19 protein-coding genes and 2 pseudogenes are annotated in these 19,274 nt (G+C 44.4%); 6 read left to right on the forward strand and 15 right to left on the reverse strand.

Annotated features, from left to right (window positions below):
- Positions 1 to 23: 23 nt before the first annotated feature.
- The 5 genes from M1D70_RS15300 to M1D70_RS15320 all read right to left on the reverse strand — a co-directional run bounded on the left by M1D70_RS15300 (position 24) and on the right by M1D70_RS15320 (position 6,706).
- Entirely contained in the window at positions 24 to 920 is an 897-nt protein-coding gene (locus M1D70_RS15300) for a carbohydrate ABC transporter permease (protein WP_036672243.1), read from the reverse strand.
- Between the two features lie 13 nt (positions 921 to 933).
- A complete protein-coding gene (locus tag M1D70_RS15305) occupies positions 934 to 1,896 on the reverse strand; it encodes an ABC transporter permease (RefSeq protein ID WP_036672245.1) in 963 nt (320 codons plus the stop codon).
- 34 nt (positions 1,897 to 1,930) lie between these two features.
- Entirely contained in the window at positions 1,931 to 3,604 is a 1,674-nt protein-coding gene (locus M1D70_RS15310; RefSeq protein WP_456287186.1) for a sugar ABC transporter substrate-binding protein, read from the reverse strand.
- A gap of 174 nt (positions 3,605 to 3,778) precedes the next feature.
- Positions 3,779 to 4,840, reverse strand: a complete 1,062-nt coding sequence (locus M1D70_RS15315) for a response regulator transcription factor (protein ID WP_009592229.1) — start codon at positions 4,838 to 4,840, stop codon at positions 3,779 to 3,781.
- A 210-nt stretch (positions 4,841 to 5,050) separates the two neighbouring features.
- Positions 5,051 to 6,706 (reverse strand): cache domain-containing sensor histidine kinase, encoded by a 1,656-nt coding sequence (locus tag M1D70_RS15320; protein ID WP_456287187.1) that lies wholly within the window; start codon positions 6,704 to 6,706, stop codon positions 5,051 to 5,053.
- A gap of 291 nt (positions 6,707 to 6,997) precedes the next feature.
- On the opposite strand from M1D70_RS15320, the gene M1D70_RS15325 reads away from it, so the two are divergent.
- On the forward strand, positions 6,998 to 7,180 hold the full coding sequence (locus M1D70_RS15325; protein WP_036672247.1) for a hypothetical protein: 183 nt from the start codon (positions 6,998 to 7,000) through the stop codon (positions 7,178 to 7,180).
- A 718-nt stretch (positions 7,181 to 7,898) separates the two neighbouring features.
- Here M1D70_RS15325 and M1D70_RS15330 read toward each other — a convergent pair.
- The 3 genes and pseudogenes from M1D70_RS15330 to M1D70_RS15340 form a co-directional block, all read right to left on the reverse strand.
- Positions 7,899 to 8,273, reverse strand: a complete 375-nt coding sequence (locus tag M1D70_RS15330; protein ID WP_100537127.1) for a YciI family protein — start codon at positions 8,271 to 8,273, stop codon at positions 7,899 to 7,901.
- Positions 8,274 to 8,999: 726 nt separating this feature from the next.
- Positions 9,000 to 9,116: pseudogene (locus M1D70_RS15335) on the reverse strand (class A beta-lactamase); the annotation flags it as partial.
- A gap of 16 nt (positions 9,117 to 9,132) precedes the next feature.
- Positions 9,133 to 10,005, reverse strand: a complete 873-nt coding sequence (locus tag M1D70_RS15340; protein ID WP_456287188.1) for an MmyB family transcriptional regulator — start codon at positions 10,003 to 10,005, stop codon at positions 9,133 to 9,135.
- A 124-nt stretch (positions 10,006 to 10,129) separates the two neighbouring features.
- On the opposite strand from M1D70_RS15340, the gene M1D70_RS15345 reads away from it, so the two are divergent.
- From M1D70_RS15345 to M1D70_RS15355, 3 genes are all read left to right on the forward strand, one after another.
- A complete protein-coding gene (locus M1D70_RS15345) occupies positions 10,130 to 11,071 on the forward strand; it encodes a zinc-binding dehydrogenase (RefSeq protein WP_456287189.1) in 942 nt (313 codons plus the stop codon).
- 379 nt (positions 11,072 to 11,450) lie between these two features.
- Positions 11,451 to 11,825 (forward strand): MerR family transcriptional regulator, encoded by a 375-nt coding sequence (locus M1D70_RS15350; protein WP_456287190.1) that lies wholly within the window; start codon positions 11,451 to 11,453, stop codon positions 11,823 to 11,825.
- Entirely contained in the window at positions 11,822 to 12,583 is a 762-nt protein-coding gene (locus M1D70_RS15355; protein ID WP_456287191.1) for an SDR family oxidoreductase, read from the forward strand. The genes M1D70_RS15350 and M1D70_RS15355 overlap by 4 nt, the downstream gene beginning before the upstream one ends.
- A 158-nt stretch (positions 12,584 to 12,741) precedes the next feature.
- Here M1D70_RS15355 and M1D70_RS15360 read toward each other — a convergent pair whose 3' ends face one another.
- From M1D70_RS15360 to M1D70_RS15380, 5 genes and pseudogenes are all read right to left on the reverse strand, one after another.
- The gene (locus M1D70_RS15360; RefSeq protein ID WP_456287192.1) at positions 12,742 to 13,212 is read right to left on the reverse strand and encodes a DoxX family protein; all 471 of its coding nucleotides are present in this window, start codon (positions 13,210 to 13,212) and stop codon (positions 12,742 to 12,744) included.
- A 505-nt stretch (positions 13,213 to 13,717) separates the two neighbouring features.
- Entirely contained in the window at positions 13,718 to 14,521 is an 804-nt protein-coding gene (locus M1D70_RS15365) for an undecaprenyl-diphosphate phosphatase (RefSeq protein ID WP_456287193.1), read from the reverse strand.
- Between the two features lie 519 nt (positions 14,522 to 15,040).
- Positions 15,041 to 15,251, reverse strand: a pseudogene (locus M1D70_RS15370) (STAS/SEC14 domain-containing protein); the annotation flags it as partial.
- A 138-nt stretch (positions 15,252 to 15,389) separates the two neighbouring features.
- Positions 15,390 to 15,581, reverse strand: a complete 192-nt coding sequence (locus M1D70_RS15375) for a hypothetical protein (RefSeq protein ID WP_456287194.1) — start codon at positions 15,579 to 15,581, stop codon at positions 15,390 to 15,392.
- Positions 15,582 to 15,617: 36 nt separating this feature from the next.
- Positions 15,618 to 16,187 carry a TetR/AcrR family transcriptional regulator gene (locus M1D70_RS15380; protein WP_009592231.1) on the reverse strand — a complete coding sequence of 190 codons (570 nt, stop codon included), beginning with the start codon at positions 16,185 to 16,187 and terminating at the stop codon, positions 15,618 to 15,620.
- Positions 16,188 to 16,336: 149 nt separating this feature from the next.
- Between M1D70_RS15380 and M1D70_RS15385 the strand changes: the two genes are divergently transcribed.
- Positions 16,337 to 17,266, forward strand: a complete 930-nt coding sequence (locus M1D70_RS15385) for a ketopantoate reductase family protein (protein ID WP_456287195.1) — start codon at positions 16,337 to 16,339, stop codon at positions 17,264 to 17,266.
- On the opposite strand, the gene M1D70_RS15390 is transcribed toward M1D70_RS15385, so the two are convergent.
- Positions 17,201 to 17,407, reverse strand: coding sequence for a class I SAM-dependent methyltransferase (locus M1D70_RS15390; protein ID WP_456290444.1), 207 nt, complete (start codon positions 17,405 to 17,407; stop codon positions 17,201 to 17,203). The genes M1D70_RS15385 and M1D70_RS15390 overlap by 66 nt on opposite strands.
- A 379-nt stretch (positions 17,408 to 17,786) precedes the next feature.
- Between M1D70_RS15390 and M1D70_RS15395 the strand changes: the two genes are divergently transcribed.
- Positions 17,787 to 18,164, forward strand: coding sequence for an SDR family NAD(P)-dependent oxidoreductase (locus M1D70_RS15395; RefSeq protein ID WP_456287196.1), 378 nt, complete (start codon positions 17,787 to 17,789; stop codon positions 18,162 to 18,164).
- A 310-nt stretch (positions 18,165 to 18,474) separates the two neighbouring features.
- Here M1D70_RS15395 and M1D70_RS15400 read toward each other — a convergent pair whose 3' ends face one another.
- Positions 18,475 to 19,161 (reverse strand): TetR/AcrR family transcriptional regulator, encoded by a 687-nt coding sequence (locus M1D70_RS15400; protein WP_009589507.1) that lies wholly within the window; start codon positions 19,159 to 19,161, stop codon positions 18,475 to 18,477.
- Positions 19,162 to 19,274: the final 113 nt, after the last annotated feature.

Consider the following 19,274-nt stretch of genomic DNA (forward strand, 5'->3'; position numbering starts at 1 on the left):
CACCCACCTTGGCTTCAATCAAGTCATCCCTTTACCGCACCAAGCGTAATGCCCCCAACAAAGTACTTTTGAAAAAATGGATAGACGAACACAATGGGCAGCGTCACCACCATAGAGGTTGCCGCACGCAGCGTCAGTGGAGAAATATTACGGTACTTGCTGTACGCAAGCTGCTGGTCGGCAACCTGCTGCAAAGCCTCGACCTCAAGCAGTAGCCTGCGAAGGTAAACCTGCAGCGTATCCCAGTTTCCGTTCGAATTGTACAAAATCACGTCAAACCAGGCATTCCAATGTCCCACCGAGCTGAACACGGCAATGGAGGCGAATACCGGAAGAGAGACCGGAAAGATAATGCGAAAATAAATGAGAAGTTCCCCTGCCCCATCGATTCGTGCTGATTCAGAAAGCGACTCCGGCAAATTCTGCATATAGGACGCCATAATAAGCATGTAATAAGCGTTTAACAGGCTTGGAATCCAGTAGACTTGAAATGTGTTAATCAAGCCCAGCTTCATCATCAGCATGTAAGTCGGAATGAGCCCCCCGCCAAAATACATCGTGAATAAAAACAACAGTCGCATCATTCTTCGCCCTGAAAAACCACGGATCGTTACGATATAAGCCAGCAAGCCGGTCGTAAATACACAGGTCGTTGTTCCGACAACAACCCTGAGAATGGAAATGCCTAATCCCGAGAGCAGTTGTGTATTTTGAAACAGCAGCATATAGGAGTCCAGCGAAAACTGGCGGGGAATGAAATAAATGCCCCCTCGCGCCGCATCAGCCCCGTCGTTTAAAGATAGGGCCAGCAGGTTGATAAACGGGTATACCATCAAAAAAGACAAAGCAAGCATAAAAACCACATTGCATAGGTCGAATACCCTGCTCCTGAGGCTGGGCTTCAAGAACGATTGCTCCAATTCCTCTCCCTCCTCAAAATATTGAAGTATCGAGCACCTTCTTAGAAATTCGGTTCGCACCGAACACCAGGCTTACGCCAATAACGGCTTTCATCAGTCCTACGGCGGCCCCGTAGGAATAGTTGCCCAGCTGGATACCGTATTTGTAGACATACGTATCAATGACTTCATAGTATTCGCGGGTTTGTGCGTTACCGATCAACAGCTGTTGTTCAAATCCCGCATTCAAAATGCCGCCGATTCCCAAAATCCACAGCAATACAATCGTCGTTCGAATGCCAGGCAGCGTAATATGCCACATCGCCCCCAGGCGCCCTAATCCGTCCACCCTGCCGGCTTCATAAACCTCTGAGTCCACACCAGCCATGGCAGACAGATAAATGATCGTTGACCATCCGACGTCCTTCCATATGTTTGCAGACGTGATAATCGCCCAGAAGTATTTTCCTTCCCCCAGAAAAGAGACCGGCTTGTCGATCCATCCCAAACGGAGCAGAATATCATTTAGAATGCCTTCGTTGCCGAGAAGTGTAAATAAAACACTGGCTACGACGACCCAGGATATAAAGTGCGGCAGGTAGGATATGGTTTGAACCACTTGCTTGAACCTTTTTTTGCGCAGCTCATTGAGCAGAAGAGCCAATATAATGGGTGCAGGAAATCCGAACAGGATATTTAATCCGCTAATGGCCAGCGTATTGCGCAGAACATAACCAAAATCGGGAGAATCAAAAAATGCTTTAAAATGCTTAAGTCCCACCCAATCGCTCGATAAAATAGATTTGCCCGGTATATAGTCAACAAAAGCCATGAGTATCCCGTACATCGGTGCATAATTAAACAGGATGACCCATGCGATCAACGGAAGGCAAATGAGCCACAGATTTCGCTCCCGGTACAATGTTCTCTTCCAAGATGCCCATTTCGCTGAGCGAACTCCAGTCTCGGGGGTGTGTCTAAGCATTGGATCATTCATTCCTAGAGCCTCCTCCCTCAAATTTGCCTCCGTACTACTTCCATTCCTTCATTCGTCTCTGATATTCCTTGGTACGGTACCCCTCGATATCATGCAGACCCGCATTATTCAGCTTATCGCGCATCTCGGTGAACTTGGCTTCGGCATCAGCCTCGCTAGTCGCCATAACCGACTTTGCCCAAAGCGTCTCCAGCAGCTCATCGATCTGCGTGTTGGTCACAGCAAGGGGATCGTTACCTGGAATCTGGATCACGCCCATCGTATTATCATAAATCGTATCTTTTAAATTATCGTTCATCAGCTTCTTCCACTTCGCCTCGTTGTTAAAGTTCTGGTCAAACCAATAGGTGCTTTTTCCGTCATCCTTCATCGTCCCAATGCCTTCAACCAGCGTGAAGACCCCTTGTCCAACCAGGTCGCTATTTTTAAAATCATAAGTGCCATCAATTATGCGCTTCTTCATGGCATCTACCCATTCGATTTTTCCGTCCTTGTAGGTCCATACCGACTGTTCTATATTCGGAACTCCCCACCCTATAATTCGGGTTCCAAGATCCGTGATCGAGAAGTTGAACCACTTCATGATGTCTTCCGGGTTTTTCGCTTTGTCCGTAATGATTGTACGATAAGAACCTCTGCCATTCAGGGCAGTCAGGTTCGCTGATGCTGCGGACGCTGCTTTTGCTTTCACTTGAATGAAACGCTGCTCATCGGTCCAATCTTTATTCGCCTTCTGCCATACCTCATGACCGGCATTCCATGACACCCACCAAGAACCGATATGACCCATGATCCGTTCAGCCGAAAACTTCGCCTTCCAATCATCGAAAGTATTGATAAAGCTATCCGGGTCAAGCATCCCGTCACGATAAATCTGATTCATGAACTTGGTGAATTCAAGCCCCTCTGACGTGTTGACCCAGTGCGTATTGGTACCGTCTTCCGCAATTTTATAGCCGGCTTTCAACCCCCACATTCCAGCCAGGGTCGGAACCACTGTCGTATACATCGGAGAGTATCCGGATAAAGCATACGTTTTTTCACCCTTACTGTTCTTCGGATGCGCCTCCTGCATCTTTTTCAGAACCTGATAATACTCCTCCGGTGTACTAAAATCAGGCGACCCCATTTCCTTCCACCAATCATAGCGGATATGGGCTGACGCGCCTGGTATCGGCAGGATGCCCCAATAACTTGGAAGCGCATACAATTCACCTTTCGAATTAAGAAAAGTCTTATATAGATCGCCCAGCTGACTTTTTATATTAGGCGCAGCTTTATCAACATACTGGCTGAGTTCAACCGCCTTGCCCTGTGCGATCCACTTGGCAGCCTGCTCGTCACTTAGGCCTGTAATGACTTCGGGATAATCACCTGAGGCAAGCATTAGATTCAGCTTCTCGTTCATATCTACGTCGTAAACAATTTTATTCAGCTTCACGTTAAACTTCTCCAGAAGGAACTTTTGCATCATTACACTGTTCTCTTTTACCGTTTCCGGATTATCCTGCCCCGCATAAAAATTGATCTCCAAGGCCTTGTTCGGAACTTTCCAGCCATATTCGTTTGTCTTTTCTTCACCGCCGGTTTCAGCTGCAGGTTGGCCTGGATCTACAGCCGATTCCCCCTCGTTATTGCTTTTGGAGCATCCGGACAGCATCGTCCATACCAGAGCACATACCAGCACCAAGATCATACCCTTCTTCATACCGCACCTCCTAGAATTATCAATGATACGTTCATGGTACATGAGGGCTTTTTCAGCGTATATGGCAATTCTTAACGTCATGTATCATTTCTTGCACAAAATAACCCCACAATCGTGGGGCTTTTTTCATGGTTTCTATAAAAGGAGTCAAAAAAGTCGAAAACTCGCTCCCTTTTATATATCCATGAATACGTGTGTGTTTCTGAACTCGCTCGGTGTCATGCCGGTATTTTTTTTAAATGCCTTGGCAAAATGATGATAATCCGAATAGCCAATCCGTTCCGCCACAATGTGAACCCTATTCTCCGGATTTGTTAGCAGCTGCTTGGCTTTTTCCATGCGAAGACCCGTCACGTACTTCATGAAGCTCATTCCTGTTTCCTCTTTAAAAAAACGGCAGAAATACGTAACCGACATCGAGACGCTGTCTGCTGCACTTACGAGGGACAAGTCACTGTTCTGAAAGTTCGCATTAATATATCGGATCGCCTTCCGGATTTGTAGAGACTGCCCCAGGTTCCGGAGTTGAATAACCTCCGTGAGCATACCCAAACATGCGGTTTGGAATTTCTCGTATAGCTTCTCCAATGAATGGTGCTGCTCGGGCTCCATGGCTGAAGCCGGCTTCAAAGACAGGCCGCTCATTTCCGATACCTTCTGCGATATATAAACCAGCTGATCGACATAAATCTGTTTAGCCAAAACAGCATCCATACCGGATGCTTCTACCTTAAGACGGAATTGTTCGAGTTCTTCATGGAGTCCCTTCTCTTGCACAGTCCATATTGATTGGATGATTTGTTCTGTATGAGCCAAGAAACTCCACATCTGTTGGCTGCGGCCTGCTAATCGCTGAGCGTCTCTCTCATGCCTTTCATAGATTCGCTGCAGCGTTGACAGAAACTCGTCCGGATGGATCGGCTTCAGTAAATAATCAGTGACATTGTGACGGAGCGCCTGCTGTGCATAGCTGAATTCCCCGTAGCCTGATATGACGATAATCTCCATCTGCTGATAACGCTGTTTGACTTCAGCAATGAGCTCCAGCCCGTCCATTTCCGGCATGCATATGTCCGTGATAAGAAGATGAGGGGGATGATAATGTATCAGCTCCAGCGCTTCTCTCCCATTGGTGGCTTCACCGATGACGCTGTAAGTTGTACCCGCACGCTCGATCAAAGCCCGCAGGCTCCGTTTGATCATTTTTTCATCGTCAACTGTGATGATATTGAACATATGCCTCACTCCGATCCTAGATTGAACTCAAGAGGTTGTTCAAAAAGTCCGCTTTTGATCACGAAGTGAATCAGGAAGCGGGTTCGACATCGAATCTTGAATTCAGCCGGGCCTTCTGGTGCTCACGTACTAAGGCGTACGCTCCGCTCCTCAGTCCCTAGCTTCAATCAACCTTCTCGGTGCTGAAAACCGACCTTTTTGAACACTTACTTAAAGGGGTAGCGTAATACGGATCACTGTACCATTCATATCCGAACGGACAATATGCAGTCCGCAGGCGTGTCCATAAAACAGTTGGATTCTGCTGTGGACATTCCATAGGCCTAAGCGTGCTCCATCCAATGTTTCATGTTCAATCCCACCTTGAAACAGACGATTATAATAATCCCTGACCTCTGTTTCCATCCCATGGCCGTTATCCGCCACATCAATAATAAAGAGCTCAAGGTGCCGTTCAGCACGAATATGCAAGGATCCGGGTTCCAACTTATGTTTCTGATAGCCGTGCCTGAATGCATTTTCCAACAAGGGCTGAAGCATCATTGGTACAGCCATGATCCGGCTTACTAAGCTTTCATCCATTTCAATATGGACCCGCAGGTTTTCAAAACGCTCCATTTGAATATCTAGATAGTCATTAATATGAGACAGCTCTACGGACAGTGGGACGGTTTTGGCATGGTTTTCTACACTATAACGGAAGATTCGCGCCAAAGAATGCACGACCCGGCTAATCACCGGAATATTTTCAACGATCGCGTAAGAATTCACAATTTCGAGTGTGTTGTATAAAAAGTGAGGATTGATCTGGTACTGGAGTGCTTGCATTTTGGAATCCAGCTGTTTGAGCTCCATTTCCTTCTCCTTCACCTGTAAAGCAGTTACCGTGAGAATCAAATTGTTGATTTCGTTCACCATCGCATTAAATCGGCGGTATAAATATCCGATCTCCCCTCTTTTATTCTCAGGAGCGTGGACGTCAATATTCCCAATCTCCACCTGCTTCATGAGCCTCTGCAGTACAATAATAGACCTCGATAATGAAAAGGAAACCGATAACGCAACCACAATCCCCACTGTGAGGGCGACAGACCCAATGATAATGGTCGTATTCCTAAGCTTGACCAAATCACGGTTCACCTCGGCCAGAGGCGTTTCCGAGAAGAATATGAAGCCGGTTAATTCGGACCTGCCGTAGGTAACAAGCATTTCTTCACCTGTGGCATGCTCAATATCACCGCCTTCACTGCTGTTTTGAATACGCTTCCAATATGACTCAGGGATGTTTTCTCTCCATTTGCGATGGTCGGGATAATACAAGTACCGCCCCTCGCGATCTGCAATCCATACAAAACCTGTGTCGCCTAAAGTCACGTCTTCTGCAATGCTGCTTATATTGTTCAGGCTGAGATCCACAATGAGAACACCCCAATGCTGTGTACCCGGGCTGAAAAATTTCACGGCCATCGTTAGCAGCCTGACATCGTTATATTGTTCCATGCCCACGATCTCGAAATTCCCCGGTTGTTCCAATCTCTGAACAATTTGCGGAAACCGTTTCTGCGCGAATAAATTGCTGTAGCTTGAAGTAGCAACCCCTTCCTGTGATACGATCGATATTCCGTAAATATCCGGCCGACCAACCATGACATTGTAGATCATTTTGTTGACCGGTCTTGAATAGAGCAGTCGCTCATACGGCCCTTCGCCAGACTTGTCCAAAAATTGGGCAGATGCGCTTTGGGCTGTCATGGGCAGCGTCAGTTTAACCATTTCCATAAAATATGTATCCACGCGGCTGCTCATTTGATTCGTAATTTGTCGGCTCAATTTTATTGTGTTGTCCTGAATCGTCAGCGTGGTCATGCGATACCAGTAAAATCCCACCCCTGTCAGCAGTATGCATAGAATGACAAACATAACGATAATCTTTTTGCTTAGCGAAAAGGATCTCATGGTTCCACCCACTTGTCGGTTGTTCACAACCTCATTGTATTGGCTTCCCTGCTGGTTAGCAATAACGCTCGTGAACCATTTATTCGTTTTAGATTGTAGGGCTCCTATCGCGTTCTAGAATATTAAACATTCATATGTCTATCGCATTACCGATCTTGCATGCATAAGCTAAGTATTATTAATAGAGGAGGTGAAGACGCTATGTCTAAGTTTCTCAGCTATCTCGGCGGAGTCATTGGTGGTTTCGGCCTGATTTACGTCCCAGTTTCGGAATTACTGCCAAGCCTGGAACCTGTACTTGACACAGCAGGCATCATATCTGTGATTGTGTTCTCCATCGCCTTAATCGTTAATGGTGTGCGTTCCTTGATAAGCAAAGCGTAACGGATTAGCTCGCTACTAAGATAGAGATATATTGACATTTGGGAATAGGGTGCCCAGAGAATCTATGAAAACAGGGAGCAGCCTGCCGAGCGGCGTTCTGCTCCCTAGTTATTGCACTTTCGTTTCCCGATAGCTTATATATCGTGCATCACACATGTGTCCATTAAAGCAACATGACAGAATATTGTAAGTTCCACATAAGGTTAATTAAACTGAACCACACGTTGAATTAATGACGAAGATAAAATATTCTAGTCATTGTCGTTTTATTGATTAATGCTTCAACTTTTATTTTAAATGAAAACTTAATCAGTAAAAAAGAAGTTGAGGTTAATTCGAACTGGTTTTGTTTCAAGAGTACAGAAATTGGATGATACACTTGCTCAAACCAGTGAGATAGAGTCTAATAGAGAAATTGAGCAAATGTTTGATTGAGGCTGCCCGATAATGTAGTCACATTTGAGTCAAAATCCTACAATGTGGCCACTTTTGTGCATTTTTTGATGACACAAATTATTCTATATAAAACAAAAAAAGCCTGATAAATCAAGCTTTTCTCAGATCATAAATGTATTCACTTTTGTGTCATTAGACACCAATAAGTTACAAGCTCATTTATGGATGGGATCTCCGCACTGACTGTAACGGCAACTTTTTAAGGCCACTCCTTGCGGAATGGCCCTTACTTGAACGATCGTTTCCGTAGAAACAGTTGATTCTAGTCTCTCGATTCAAAGTAATTGATCGGCCGGATCTCAATCCCCCATCCAAACTGCTCGCCTGATGCCACTTGTACAGTTGGATGTAAGGAAGCAATCCGGATAGCTTCCTCCATGTCCCGTGCTTCTATGAGAAAAGCACTACCGATCATCTCCTTCGTTTCGATAAAAGGACCGTCCATAACCTTCACTTTCCCATTCGCCCGCCGTAAGCATTTCGTTTCGGATGCGAGACCAGCATCGATAATCACTTGGCCGCTCTTGTAGAAATTTTCTAGGTGGGGCGGACATTCGTTCATTATAGCATCAATCTCATCCTTTGGGCGGGCATCCATTTTATCTGACTCCAAGTAACCCAAGCACAGAAATTTCATTTCATTTCTCCTTTAACGTGTGAGTTTGAAGCATTCTTTCTTGCTTCTATTTGATTGACGAACGGTATATAAAAAAATCGACATACCCTAGAAAATATTTCAATAAAATAATCTTTATCTTTATTTAGAGCGATCTTCCGCAGGTTTGCTTTTCAAAATTTCACTTTCAGCTCATTTAATAGCAAATTTCAATCGCTGTGTTTGTAATGAACTAACGTTTCCCGTTAGCTTTACGGGCTACCGATCACCCCAACCACTTTCCCCTTTGCTTTAGGATCAAGTTACTCACCCATTCATTTAATACTTTACCGCATTATACCGCAGTTCTAAGCTTTAGTGTGAAAAAGAGTTTTATACAACTTGTTCCACAACCTGCCCGTTAGCTTAATGAATTGCATGGAAACATAGTTAGATACTTATCTAATCGGTAATCGGCTCATGTTCTTGTCCATTACGGCAATCGGTACAAGTTCTTGTCCTCGACTCGGGACAAGAACTTGTACCGATAAAACAATAAAGCCGTTAAGTTAGCGACTTTCAATGGGACCATAATCTTGTCCCCCGACAACAGTTGGGATCATTAAAATATTGTAACTGCTGCCCAGCAGCCTTGAGACTTGCTCTTTTCGCCCCCCCATCATCGCTTTTAATCCCGTTGGTCAGTATCGGCAATAGTACCAATTTCTTGTCCATTTTGTTTTTTGGGGCTTAAAAACCTAAGTTTGAAATCGCAATGTCATTTGGCGTTCCATAGCTTCCTGCCCCGCTCTTATCATCGACTTCCCAGCCTGTTGGTGCACCTGCACGGATCAATGCATCCCCAGTGGCATTTCCCCGCATCCAATCTGTCATGAGCGGATTAGAAGAATGCACAATCAGCTGGACATCCCAGGTTCTCGAAAACTGTACGAGCGGCAGAATCTACCGGCAGGAAAACCTCAACTTGCGGATATACCCGGCTGCCCGCGGAAATCGAAACCTGTCTGTACCGAATGGGAACAAGCTCGCCGTCGCTTTCCATTCTGGCTAATATGGTTTGTGTCTGATCAGCATTTGCACTTGAAGCAGGTTCATTAAGATATTCGTCCTCTTTCTGAACTCTATCAAACAATTTTTGATACCACGCATCATAACGCGAGAGCATGTGCTCCCTCTTGAAGGCGTGTATCCCGTTTATCGCGTGCACCTTCCACTGCTCAAACGACACGTTGTCGAAAGTGGAGCGAGGCCGGATAGGCAAATCGGAATTAAAATGAAAATCGATCCTATTCATTAAACCGTCATATGAACGGTCGAGAGGGATATCGAACAAATGACGAAACGGCTCGTTAACCCCCTTGATGTCCTGTGTGTGTGTTACGATCATGGCGGGAAAAGGAATGCTCCTCATCGTTTGCTGAGCCCACTCCAATGCACGCTCCAACGCCCTCCCCTCCAATTCGGTCTGGATCGGAAGATAACCAGCAGCCAAAAGCAAATCGTTACGCTCGTCGGATGTACACTCAAGATATTCTGCAATATTTATAATCGTCTGACGATCCGGTATGCGGCGGGTACGTCCAACCAGCAGATTTTTATAAGAAGTAAAAGCCTCGTCGTTCAGCTCTTGTTGAGTAAATCTTTTCAAGGACGGGTGAGGTCGGTCTGCTAGCTGTTGCTGTCGTTTCATCCGCAGTGCTTCAATTTCTCCCATTACGATTCTATGTCTGGACTTCTCCGTATCTATATCCATCTTCTCTTCCCTCCTATTATGAAGTGTAGTTCTACACTTGGGCCGAACATTTATTTAAAGTATACTCCTCATTGAAATTGAAAGTCATCTAATGACATACAACCATACATGGAGGAGAAACCATATGATTCGTACCATTGTAGTTGATCCGCTTGCTCCGTCATATTTAGCGTTCAAGGAAGTTGATGCCCCGCAGGCTAAGCCTTGGGAAGCGCTCGTGCAAGTGAAGACCGTCTCTCTCAATCGTGGTGAAGTGAAAGACGCTAAGGATCAGGAAGCTTCCAGCCGCCCCGGCTGGGATTTCGCGGGAAATGTCATCGAGCCGGCCAAGAGCGGCGAAGGTCCCCAAAAAGGGGCCAGGGTTGTTGGTTTACTCCCGATGGGAGCTTGGAGCGAGCAAGTTGCCGCCCCCGTATCGATGCTTGCCGAAATCCCGGAAAAGCTAACTTTTACGGAGGCGGCGACCCTCCCCGTAGCAGGACTCACAGCGCTTTATGCACTCCGCAAAGGAGGCATGCTGCTTGGCAAACGCATTTTCATTACAGGCTCTACCGGCGGGGTTGGGCTATTCGCTCATCAGCTTGCGGCCCAATCCGGCGCATTCGTTGTAGGTACGGCAAGCACGGAAGAGAAGGCCGATCTTGTTAGGGAGGCAGGATCCGACGAAGTAATCATTGGATATTCCGCAATTTCATCAGCCCGGAAATTCGGGCCGTACGACCTGATTATCGATTCAGTAGGCGGCAATACACTGTCGGTGTTGCTGCCGCAGCTAGCGCCCCAAGGGATTTGCGTTGCGGTAGGATTTTCTTCTTCAAATACCGCAACGATCGATATGATGAATCTGGTGACCAGCGGAGGAAGAACCTTGTACGGCTTCTTTCTAGGCGAGGAACTCACTCGTCAATCAGCCGCGGACGATCTGAGTTTGCTAGCCCGGCTGGTCACAGATAAGCGGTTAATCCCCCGGATCGAAGTGGAGGCGCTTTGGACCGAAATTGATATCGTTGCCCGTAATATGATGGAACGGAAATTCTCCGGCAAAGCCGTTCTTCACATAGGTTGATTGTATAAGATTGCAACAATAACCAGGTCAATTTTCTCTCACTATACTGCCCGTTAGATTAACGAAGCTGCCGATCAGTACCGGCAGCTTCATCATGGTCGTTTATTCAACTATCGTTTCCCGTTAGCTTAGTCACAATAGCTAAAGGTGTTTGGTATAGTTATATAATTGGCATGCCCACTTGTTGTTAGTGTGTGTAAGAATAGTTATAGAAGTATTTGCCATGACTTAGAATCGGCATATAGGGGAAAAATTGCCGCTACTTATGATACGGTTCACCGCCTGTCTGTAACGGAGAAAATAAAAGTTGACTTAAACCATGGTTTAAGTCTTATCCTATTCATGTCGACATTGAAATGTAAGATTTGGAGGCCTCCAAATGAAGTATTTTTCTATTAGCGAAGTTTCAGACATGTACAATATTCCAGAATCAACGTTGCGTTATTACGAAAAAAAAGGACTGCTGCCGCTAGTTGAGCGTGATGAAGCAGGCAGGCGGTTATTTTCAGAAGTTCAAATGGCGCTTCTTCAAACCGTAATTTGCTTAAAAAATACTCGAATGCCAATAAGGGACATTAGGCAGTATATGGATTGGATCCAAGAAGGAGACACCACAATTGAACGCCGACTTGAAATGATGAAGAAACACAAACAGGCCGTGCTGGATGAGATTTCATTAATGACAGATTCTTTGCAAGGTATCGATGAAAAAATAAAGCGCTACACTAATCGGGTTGGGGAGGAACGATCATGAATCTTTCAGGGAATACAATACTTATTACAGGTGGAAGTGCTGGAATCGGATTAGCTTTTGCAGAAAGGTTTATAAATGCAAGTAATAAAGTCATCGTTACTGGACGGCGAGAAAATGTACTTCAACATGCGAAAGAAAAACTTCCAAGTCTTGTAACTCATGTAAGTGATTTAAATAAGGAATCCGAGCGTACAGCATTGTTTGATTGGGTAACAGCGAACTATCCAGAAGTGAGTGTGTTAGTTAATAATGCAGGGATCCAACAACGTTTTAACGTGTTGAAAGCAGATGCGAAGAACAATTGGAGCTATTTCAATAAAGAAATCATAACGAACCTTGAAGCACCTCTCCATCTCTCTATGTTGTTCGCTCCGTTTTTTGCAACAAAAGAATCGGCGACGATCCTTAACGTAACATCTGGGTTAGCTTTTACACCATTTGCGATGGCTCCGATCTATTCAGCAACGAAAGCGGCACTTCATTCGTTTACGATGAGTCTAAGACATCAGCTTTCGGATACGTCCGTTGAAGTCATAGAAGTTGCTCCTCCGGCAGTTAATACAGATTTAGGCGGTGCGGGATTGCATACGCATGGCGAACCATTGGATGCCTTTACGGATGCTATCTTCAACGAATTAGCAAATGGCAAACAGGAAATTGGATATGGTTCTTCTGTAGCCCGCTTGCGCATGTCACGAGATGAAATCGACGAATACACAGATAATATGTATAAGGCCAAGAAAAACACCGTTGAATAACCGTGTTTCCCCTCCTGGGCGATGATCTGTGTACTTGACCTTACATGGGATACGGCTCACCGCGCGGCTGCAACGGTAAGCGATAGGCCGTCCTTTGCAAGACGGCCCCTTCTTTAATATTAAATCATGATCAATAATTTTGATATGACTCTTTCCTTCTATGTTAGGTTTCGCCGCACAGGACGACGACGGAAGTAAGATATCATGATGGCAAGGGGCGCGGACAGAAAGACGATTTGCATCAGGGTGCGGGGAATTAAAGCATCTTCCGGTTTAGTCGCGAGTCCTGATAGGGCATAATGAACATTTGCGGGGAACATGCAGATCAATAGTAGCGAGAGCCCTCCAGCTGCCCATGGCGCAGTTGCGCGCCACAACAATCCGATAGCTCCTGTCAACTCCAATATCCCCGTGATCGTAACGATTAGGCCGGGATAGGGCAAGCTGGACGGCACCATACTTATAAGTTCCTCCCGCATCCAAACAAAATGAACCGTACCGGTCAGCACAAACATGGCGGAAACTCCCGCCCGAAGTGCAACCGGCCAAGAACGTAAACGTCGTATTCCCGCCGCTCCCGCAACGAAAACGGCAAGGGTGACAACGATGAGCACAATTAGGGGTTCCATCGCATTACCTCCATAATCAACTGTTTTGTGATAGACCGAAATTCCTTTCCACTATGAACGCTTTGGTCGTTACCAGCAACTGACCTAGGTACCTGCGTTCCACTTGCTTTAAAATCCGTCCCTCCTTTGACACGATAAAATCAATATACATATTATAAAAACCGACCATCGGTTTGTAAAGTTCGCATTTCAGAAGATCTCATTCGATCTTCAAGTCCTAATCGCTCTTAAATATGCTCATCAGAAGTTACATATAACGTCTTATCTACGAACATCGTTTAATCCTCTCATTTCTCTCTTTTAACCATCTTATGACAACGAATCATTTCCTGTTAGCTTAATAGCTACCCATCTCACCCATAACACCAAGTTTTTTGTTACCTGTGAGAAGAAGCCCATTTAATGGACTTTTCTAAGTTTCATCTTATCCTTCTTCCCCATGCCCACAATTAAACTAACGTTTCCTTGTGGTAGATTGCTTGAATAATCAAATACAAAAATATGGTTACTGTATGACGATTAAATAGAAGAGCGCTGCTAAGACAAAACGGTATAGAGCAAACCATTCCAATCGAAGTCGCTTAATCAGTTTGATGAACGTCACTACTGCAATCATTGCCACAAGAAAGGATGTCGTAAAGCCAATTATCATTAGATAGAAATCCTCAGAATTCAGCAAATCGCTACTATCGTACAAATCCAACAAGCTTGCACCAAACATAACAGGCACGGAAATAAGGAACGTAAAATCTGCGGCGGCTTTTTGGCTAGTACCAAGCAAAAGACCACCTGAAATCGTTGAACCCGATCTCGAGAATCCCGGCCACAAAGCCAAACATTGGAACAGTCCAATCCCGAAAGCTTGTCTATAATTTATCCCATCCATCGTATCAGCGCTTTCAGTTCTACTACTGCGTGCAGCGATGATCATCAACAAGCCACCTGCAACTAGACCTATCAAGACGGGGGTTGGGCCGAATAATTGGCTTTTTATCGTGTCCTTGAAGAGAAGATATATAATTAATGCTGGTAACATAGCCAAAATCATATGAACTACATTTAAGCCTTTACTTGGGGAAAAATCCAATCTAATCAGATTAGTACCAATCTCCAAATATCTTTTCCAATAAAGAATTAGAACTGCCATCACCGCACCCAATTGTATAACGATTTTAAAAGTTATTGCGGCGTCTCCCTCAAAGTTAAGTAAATTGCCTGCTAAAATAAGATGTCCAGTAGACGATACTGGTAAAAATTCTGTTAACCCCTCTATTATGCCAAGTATTATTGCTTTAATTACCTCAGTCATCTGTGGATACCCCTTTTGGAAATTTGGTTGGTGGCAATAAACTACACCTCGTTTAATAATTTCCAGTATAAGGGAGACATCTATGTATTCCCATCGAATAACATAACAATATTCAATTTAGTATTACATTATTGTCACATTGCTCATTATTTTAGTTTTAATACCCCCTTTGACTAACTAATGGCAGGAAATCGATGAGATTGCTAACCTTGACATGAATATATACACTTCAAATATCCTTCAGCCCGCAGCTAACATTAAAACAATGTTAGAAACTCTATCTTCCCAAAATACTGCAATCTCCAAGTCCTTTTGAATTCTTGTTTGCTATCCAAGAAACTCATCTATTGATTAGTTCTACATCCAGTCTTCAAAATTATCATTTAGAAATTTAATCTCACGCTCATAGTGGGCCAATTGCCCTTCCTCAACCATTTTTTGATAGGCAGGATTTCCATTGGCAGCACCCACCAGACACCAGTTGGTTGATTGAGTACAACTGAGTTCCATAAGGGTCTTAATCGGATATTCATTCAACCCAATAAATGCTTCATCATAATTATCAAAAAATTTACAGATTCTTTTGTTTTGGATTGTTGCAAATAATTCATGATCCCCCTTCTTCAAGGAGAAACGCAATTGCCATACTATGATTCAGAACGATTTCATTGAAGAACATATCTTTCCATGCTTTTTGAACGGAAAAATGATCTGGAGTGTACCCTTTTCTATAGGCTCTTTGTGGAAGTGTAAACCTTGTGCTTACTTTCTCTATGCCCTGATCATCACGCACTCAACTGGCTAAAGCCTAAACAAAATAGCCGCATATTATGCGACTTTCAAAGTATCATCTGCTATCTTAAATTAGCTATTTTGAAAGACTGTGTTGATTGACAACCTCAATAAATTCTTTCTTATTATCTACATTGTACTCTTGCGGAAGTAGGTCATAACTTCTTCTGTTTTCTTGTGCTGAAGGAGAAGGTCCACCCGATAAAAATCGTGCTTCGCAGTCTATGAAAAAACTTGGCATAACATAAACCTCACCTTTGATTGCCACATGTTATAGAGTATAGAATACCATTTTGATCCGCGTTTACCCTTCATTGACCGTGCCAAAGATGTAATACGGTTTTATCCCATTTGCAAATAGGCTATCGATTAGCTTGACCAATTCTTCCGACGATAAATCTTTTCCGTTGCGTATCCAAAGGCGAAACAAAGATAGTAATGTTGATATGTAAAACTCAACCAGGTATGGCGCTAAGACATCATTTGTTGGGAAGTCTGCAATCAATTTTTCAAAGGGAATTTCTCTTTTCAGGCGTTCAACAAAATGAACAGAACCATAGTCACCGAGGAGAGCTTTTAGGACAGAAATATCTTCTGTACTTTCCAAGCATTGAAGCGCATCTTGTAAAGTATGCGTAGAAAGCTCCCTGCTTGCCATTTCCTCGTGAATGGATTTTAAGACACGCTCTTCAACGAAATCCAACAACGCATAAATATCCGTAAAGTATTGATAAAAGGTGCTGCGATTATATCCTGATTGCTTGGCAATCTCTTGAACGGATATTTTTTCAATTGGTTTGTGGCAATACAAATCGCAGAATACATTAATAAAGGTTTGCCTCGTTTTGTCCGTCATTTCAGGTTGCTTATTCATGATTGGCCTCCATGTTCTGTTTCATCGATTATGCGACAGATCTTAAAAATCTGATGGTTGATGACCCTATAGTGAATCTATACAATAACATTATACAACACGTTGTTGGATGATCAACAAGGATTATCAACTATTTTAGGGAGGCTAACATGAGAATTTTATTCTTCGGTCGAGGCGTCATATCTACCCAATATGCTTGGGCATTCGAAAAGGCAGGGCATACCGTTGAGTTTTACGTTAGAAAAGGGAGAAAAGAAACCTTCGGAAGCCATATCGCGCTTGAAATGTGGGACGCACGAAAAGGGAAACAGCTCATAAATGAAAACTGGAACGTCACACTACATGAGGAGATATGGCCAAATTACGATCTCATTATTGCGAGTGTCAACACGGAGCAACTTCCATCAGCAGCACAGCTCCTATCGACTGCCGCCGGGAACACCCCGATCCTCATCTTCAATAATCTTTGGCAAGACTTAAAATCAGCGATCTCGCCATTGTCTATGAACAAGGTGGTCTTTGGATTTCCAGGAGCAGGGGGCGGCATCACGGACAATAAGCTTAGAGGCGGCTTTTTGAAAATGATATTTCTGGAGAAACCACGGGCAGGCACGGAACAGATGAACAACCAGATCAAAGAACTATTTGAAAGTGCCCATTTTAAAATCAGTTGGATCAAGGATATGCAAAGCTGGCTATGGAATCACTTTGCCATGAATGCGGCGATGGAGGCCGAGGTGTTAAAACGCGGAAGCTTTCCAGCACTTATGAATCATAGTGACTCCTTCGCAAATGTTGGTAAGCATATGAGGGAAATGATGCCCATACTTAAAGCAAGAGGCGCAAAGATGGACGCGATTACTCTACTGCTGACCAAGATTCCACCGGCACTTCTCGGCCCGCTTTTTAACAAGGTTATTTTTGCAAAGGGCAGCTTACCGCGACTTTTCGTCGAATACAACAACAGTAAAGCAGGTTTTGCGGTACTTGAAGTTGTGAGAGAAGCAAAAAAGTTAGGCATACCTTTGCCGCATCTTACGATGGCATTTGAAAATACTGAATATGCAAAAGAAATATAAAGAAGCCTTCCGATGGTTTCGGGCGTACACTAAAAGATTTTCACTCAAATCGACTCCAGTTACTTTTGTTCCAAGCTCGGATAAACGGTAGGCTAATTCACCCTGACCACAACCGATGTCACAAATTCTTAGGTCGGCCAGAACAGATAGATTCTTTAGTTGTTGTCAAATATATCTGTAGGAACCCTCTGGCCCCCCCGAGCTCACCATACCGTTATATTGCTCAGCATAACTATCGTAGCTCCCCATATTCATCCTCCTTGTCTCATCAAATTTAAAGTCCTTAATCCGTTATCAAGTCCATTTATATTTCATACTGGTGTTACGTAATCCTGCCCGTTAGTTTAAATGGTGTATAAAAAGCCGCTGATTATGCGGCTTCAAATGTTACTATGTTTTTGTCACCCGACACTCGCCTACTGTAATGGCCACATTTCCCTTTTTGCGTCCTGTTTCTGCGTATTTGTGAGCCTCGGGGATCTTAGGTCCGATTCGGTTAACTTCTGTATTAATCGACCATTTGAAGTCCAAAAAAGAAGCCTTTGTCATCAACACGACTTCGATCCTTGGTTTTGTACCATTAGCCGCAACTGCTGTATATTCCGCAACAAAGGCAGCGCTTCATAACTATACGCTGTCTCAAAGATACATGCTCAAAGACACTTCGGTAAAAGTGATAGAAGTTGTGCCACCGTGGGTTCAGAGCAACAACGATGAACCGCGTGCGATGCCACTTTCGTCATTCATTGATGCGACGATAAAAGTACTTGGTATGGATACAGACGAAGTTCTGGTCGAAGAAGCGAAAATGTTTCGAAATAACCCTGGCCCGAACGAAGGTGTTTTTGTGACCCACCTTAACGATACGATGAAGTCTGAACCTCCAAAGATTCATTAATCCACCTATCTTTTAATTTCTAAAATTCAGATGAACATCACTGTGATGGCTCTAATCACAAAAGGCCCTAATGCGATGTAACGAGGATGCTCCAAAATACGATAACCCTATGTACCTTTTCAAACGTTACCATATTCCGGAACCTGCACACATATATACAAATCCATAGCTTCCTAGAAATTCCGCAAAAAACTTGCCCTTACTTATGATACGGTTCAACGTATCATCTAGAGCGCGAATTTTGGTGCGACTAAATGGTAAGCCTATTCAAAACCGCCCATCCGATCACCGGATGGGCGTTTCTTACTTCCTACTTCTCTTGCTCCTTTATCACCTGCTCAATCCCGAGCAGAATCAGCTTCAAGCCGAATTCGAACGCCTTGTCGGTACCCATTAGTTCGAACAGCCCGTTCGTGAACATTCTCCGGAACAGTCCCGCATCCGTCTCGCTCATGGAATCCAGAAGGCGAGTCATTTCCTCACCCGGAAGCGCTCCCGCTCCATGGTCCTTAAGAATCGCGGAGACATTGCGCTGGTGCTCATAATCATCCAGAACGAAGTTGAAGACATAATTCATAATCGTAAGAACCGTTTGTATTTTTTGCTCTTGCTCAAGCGGCGTCGATTCCACGCAGAGCAGCATACGGTTGGTGAACCGGATGATGTCCGGTTCGTGGGGCAGCGTCGACATCATGAGCTGCGTGGAGCAAGGATACCGGCTGAGCACGCTTCGGACCGTTACCGCAAGTCCCTTCAGCTGCTCCTTCCAGTCCCCCTCGGAGTGGTACTCCTCCAGAATGATTTTCGATACCTGGTTGGCCAGACGCTGGTAGAGATTCTGCTTGCTCTTAAAATACCAGTATATAGAGGGAGCCTGAATCCCTAGCCTAACGGCCAATCGTCTCATGCTGAATTTCTCGATCCCCTCCTCACCAAGTAACTCCCACGAGGCTTCCAAAATCCTATCCTCCGAAATCTGAGGTTGCTGTTTTTTCATCGTTCTCCGTCCTTTTATCTAACAGTGTAAGTTTATTCTTTACAGGTTCATAGGTTCATGATATCATCTAACACTGTAAGGTTCAATCTAACACTGTAAGAGTGGACCTAGAA

The sequence above is a fragment of the Paenibacillus sp. AK002 genome (assembly GCF_053903045.1).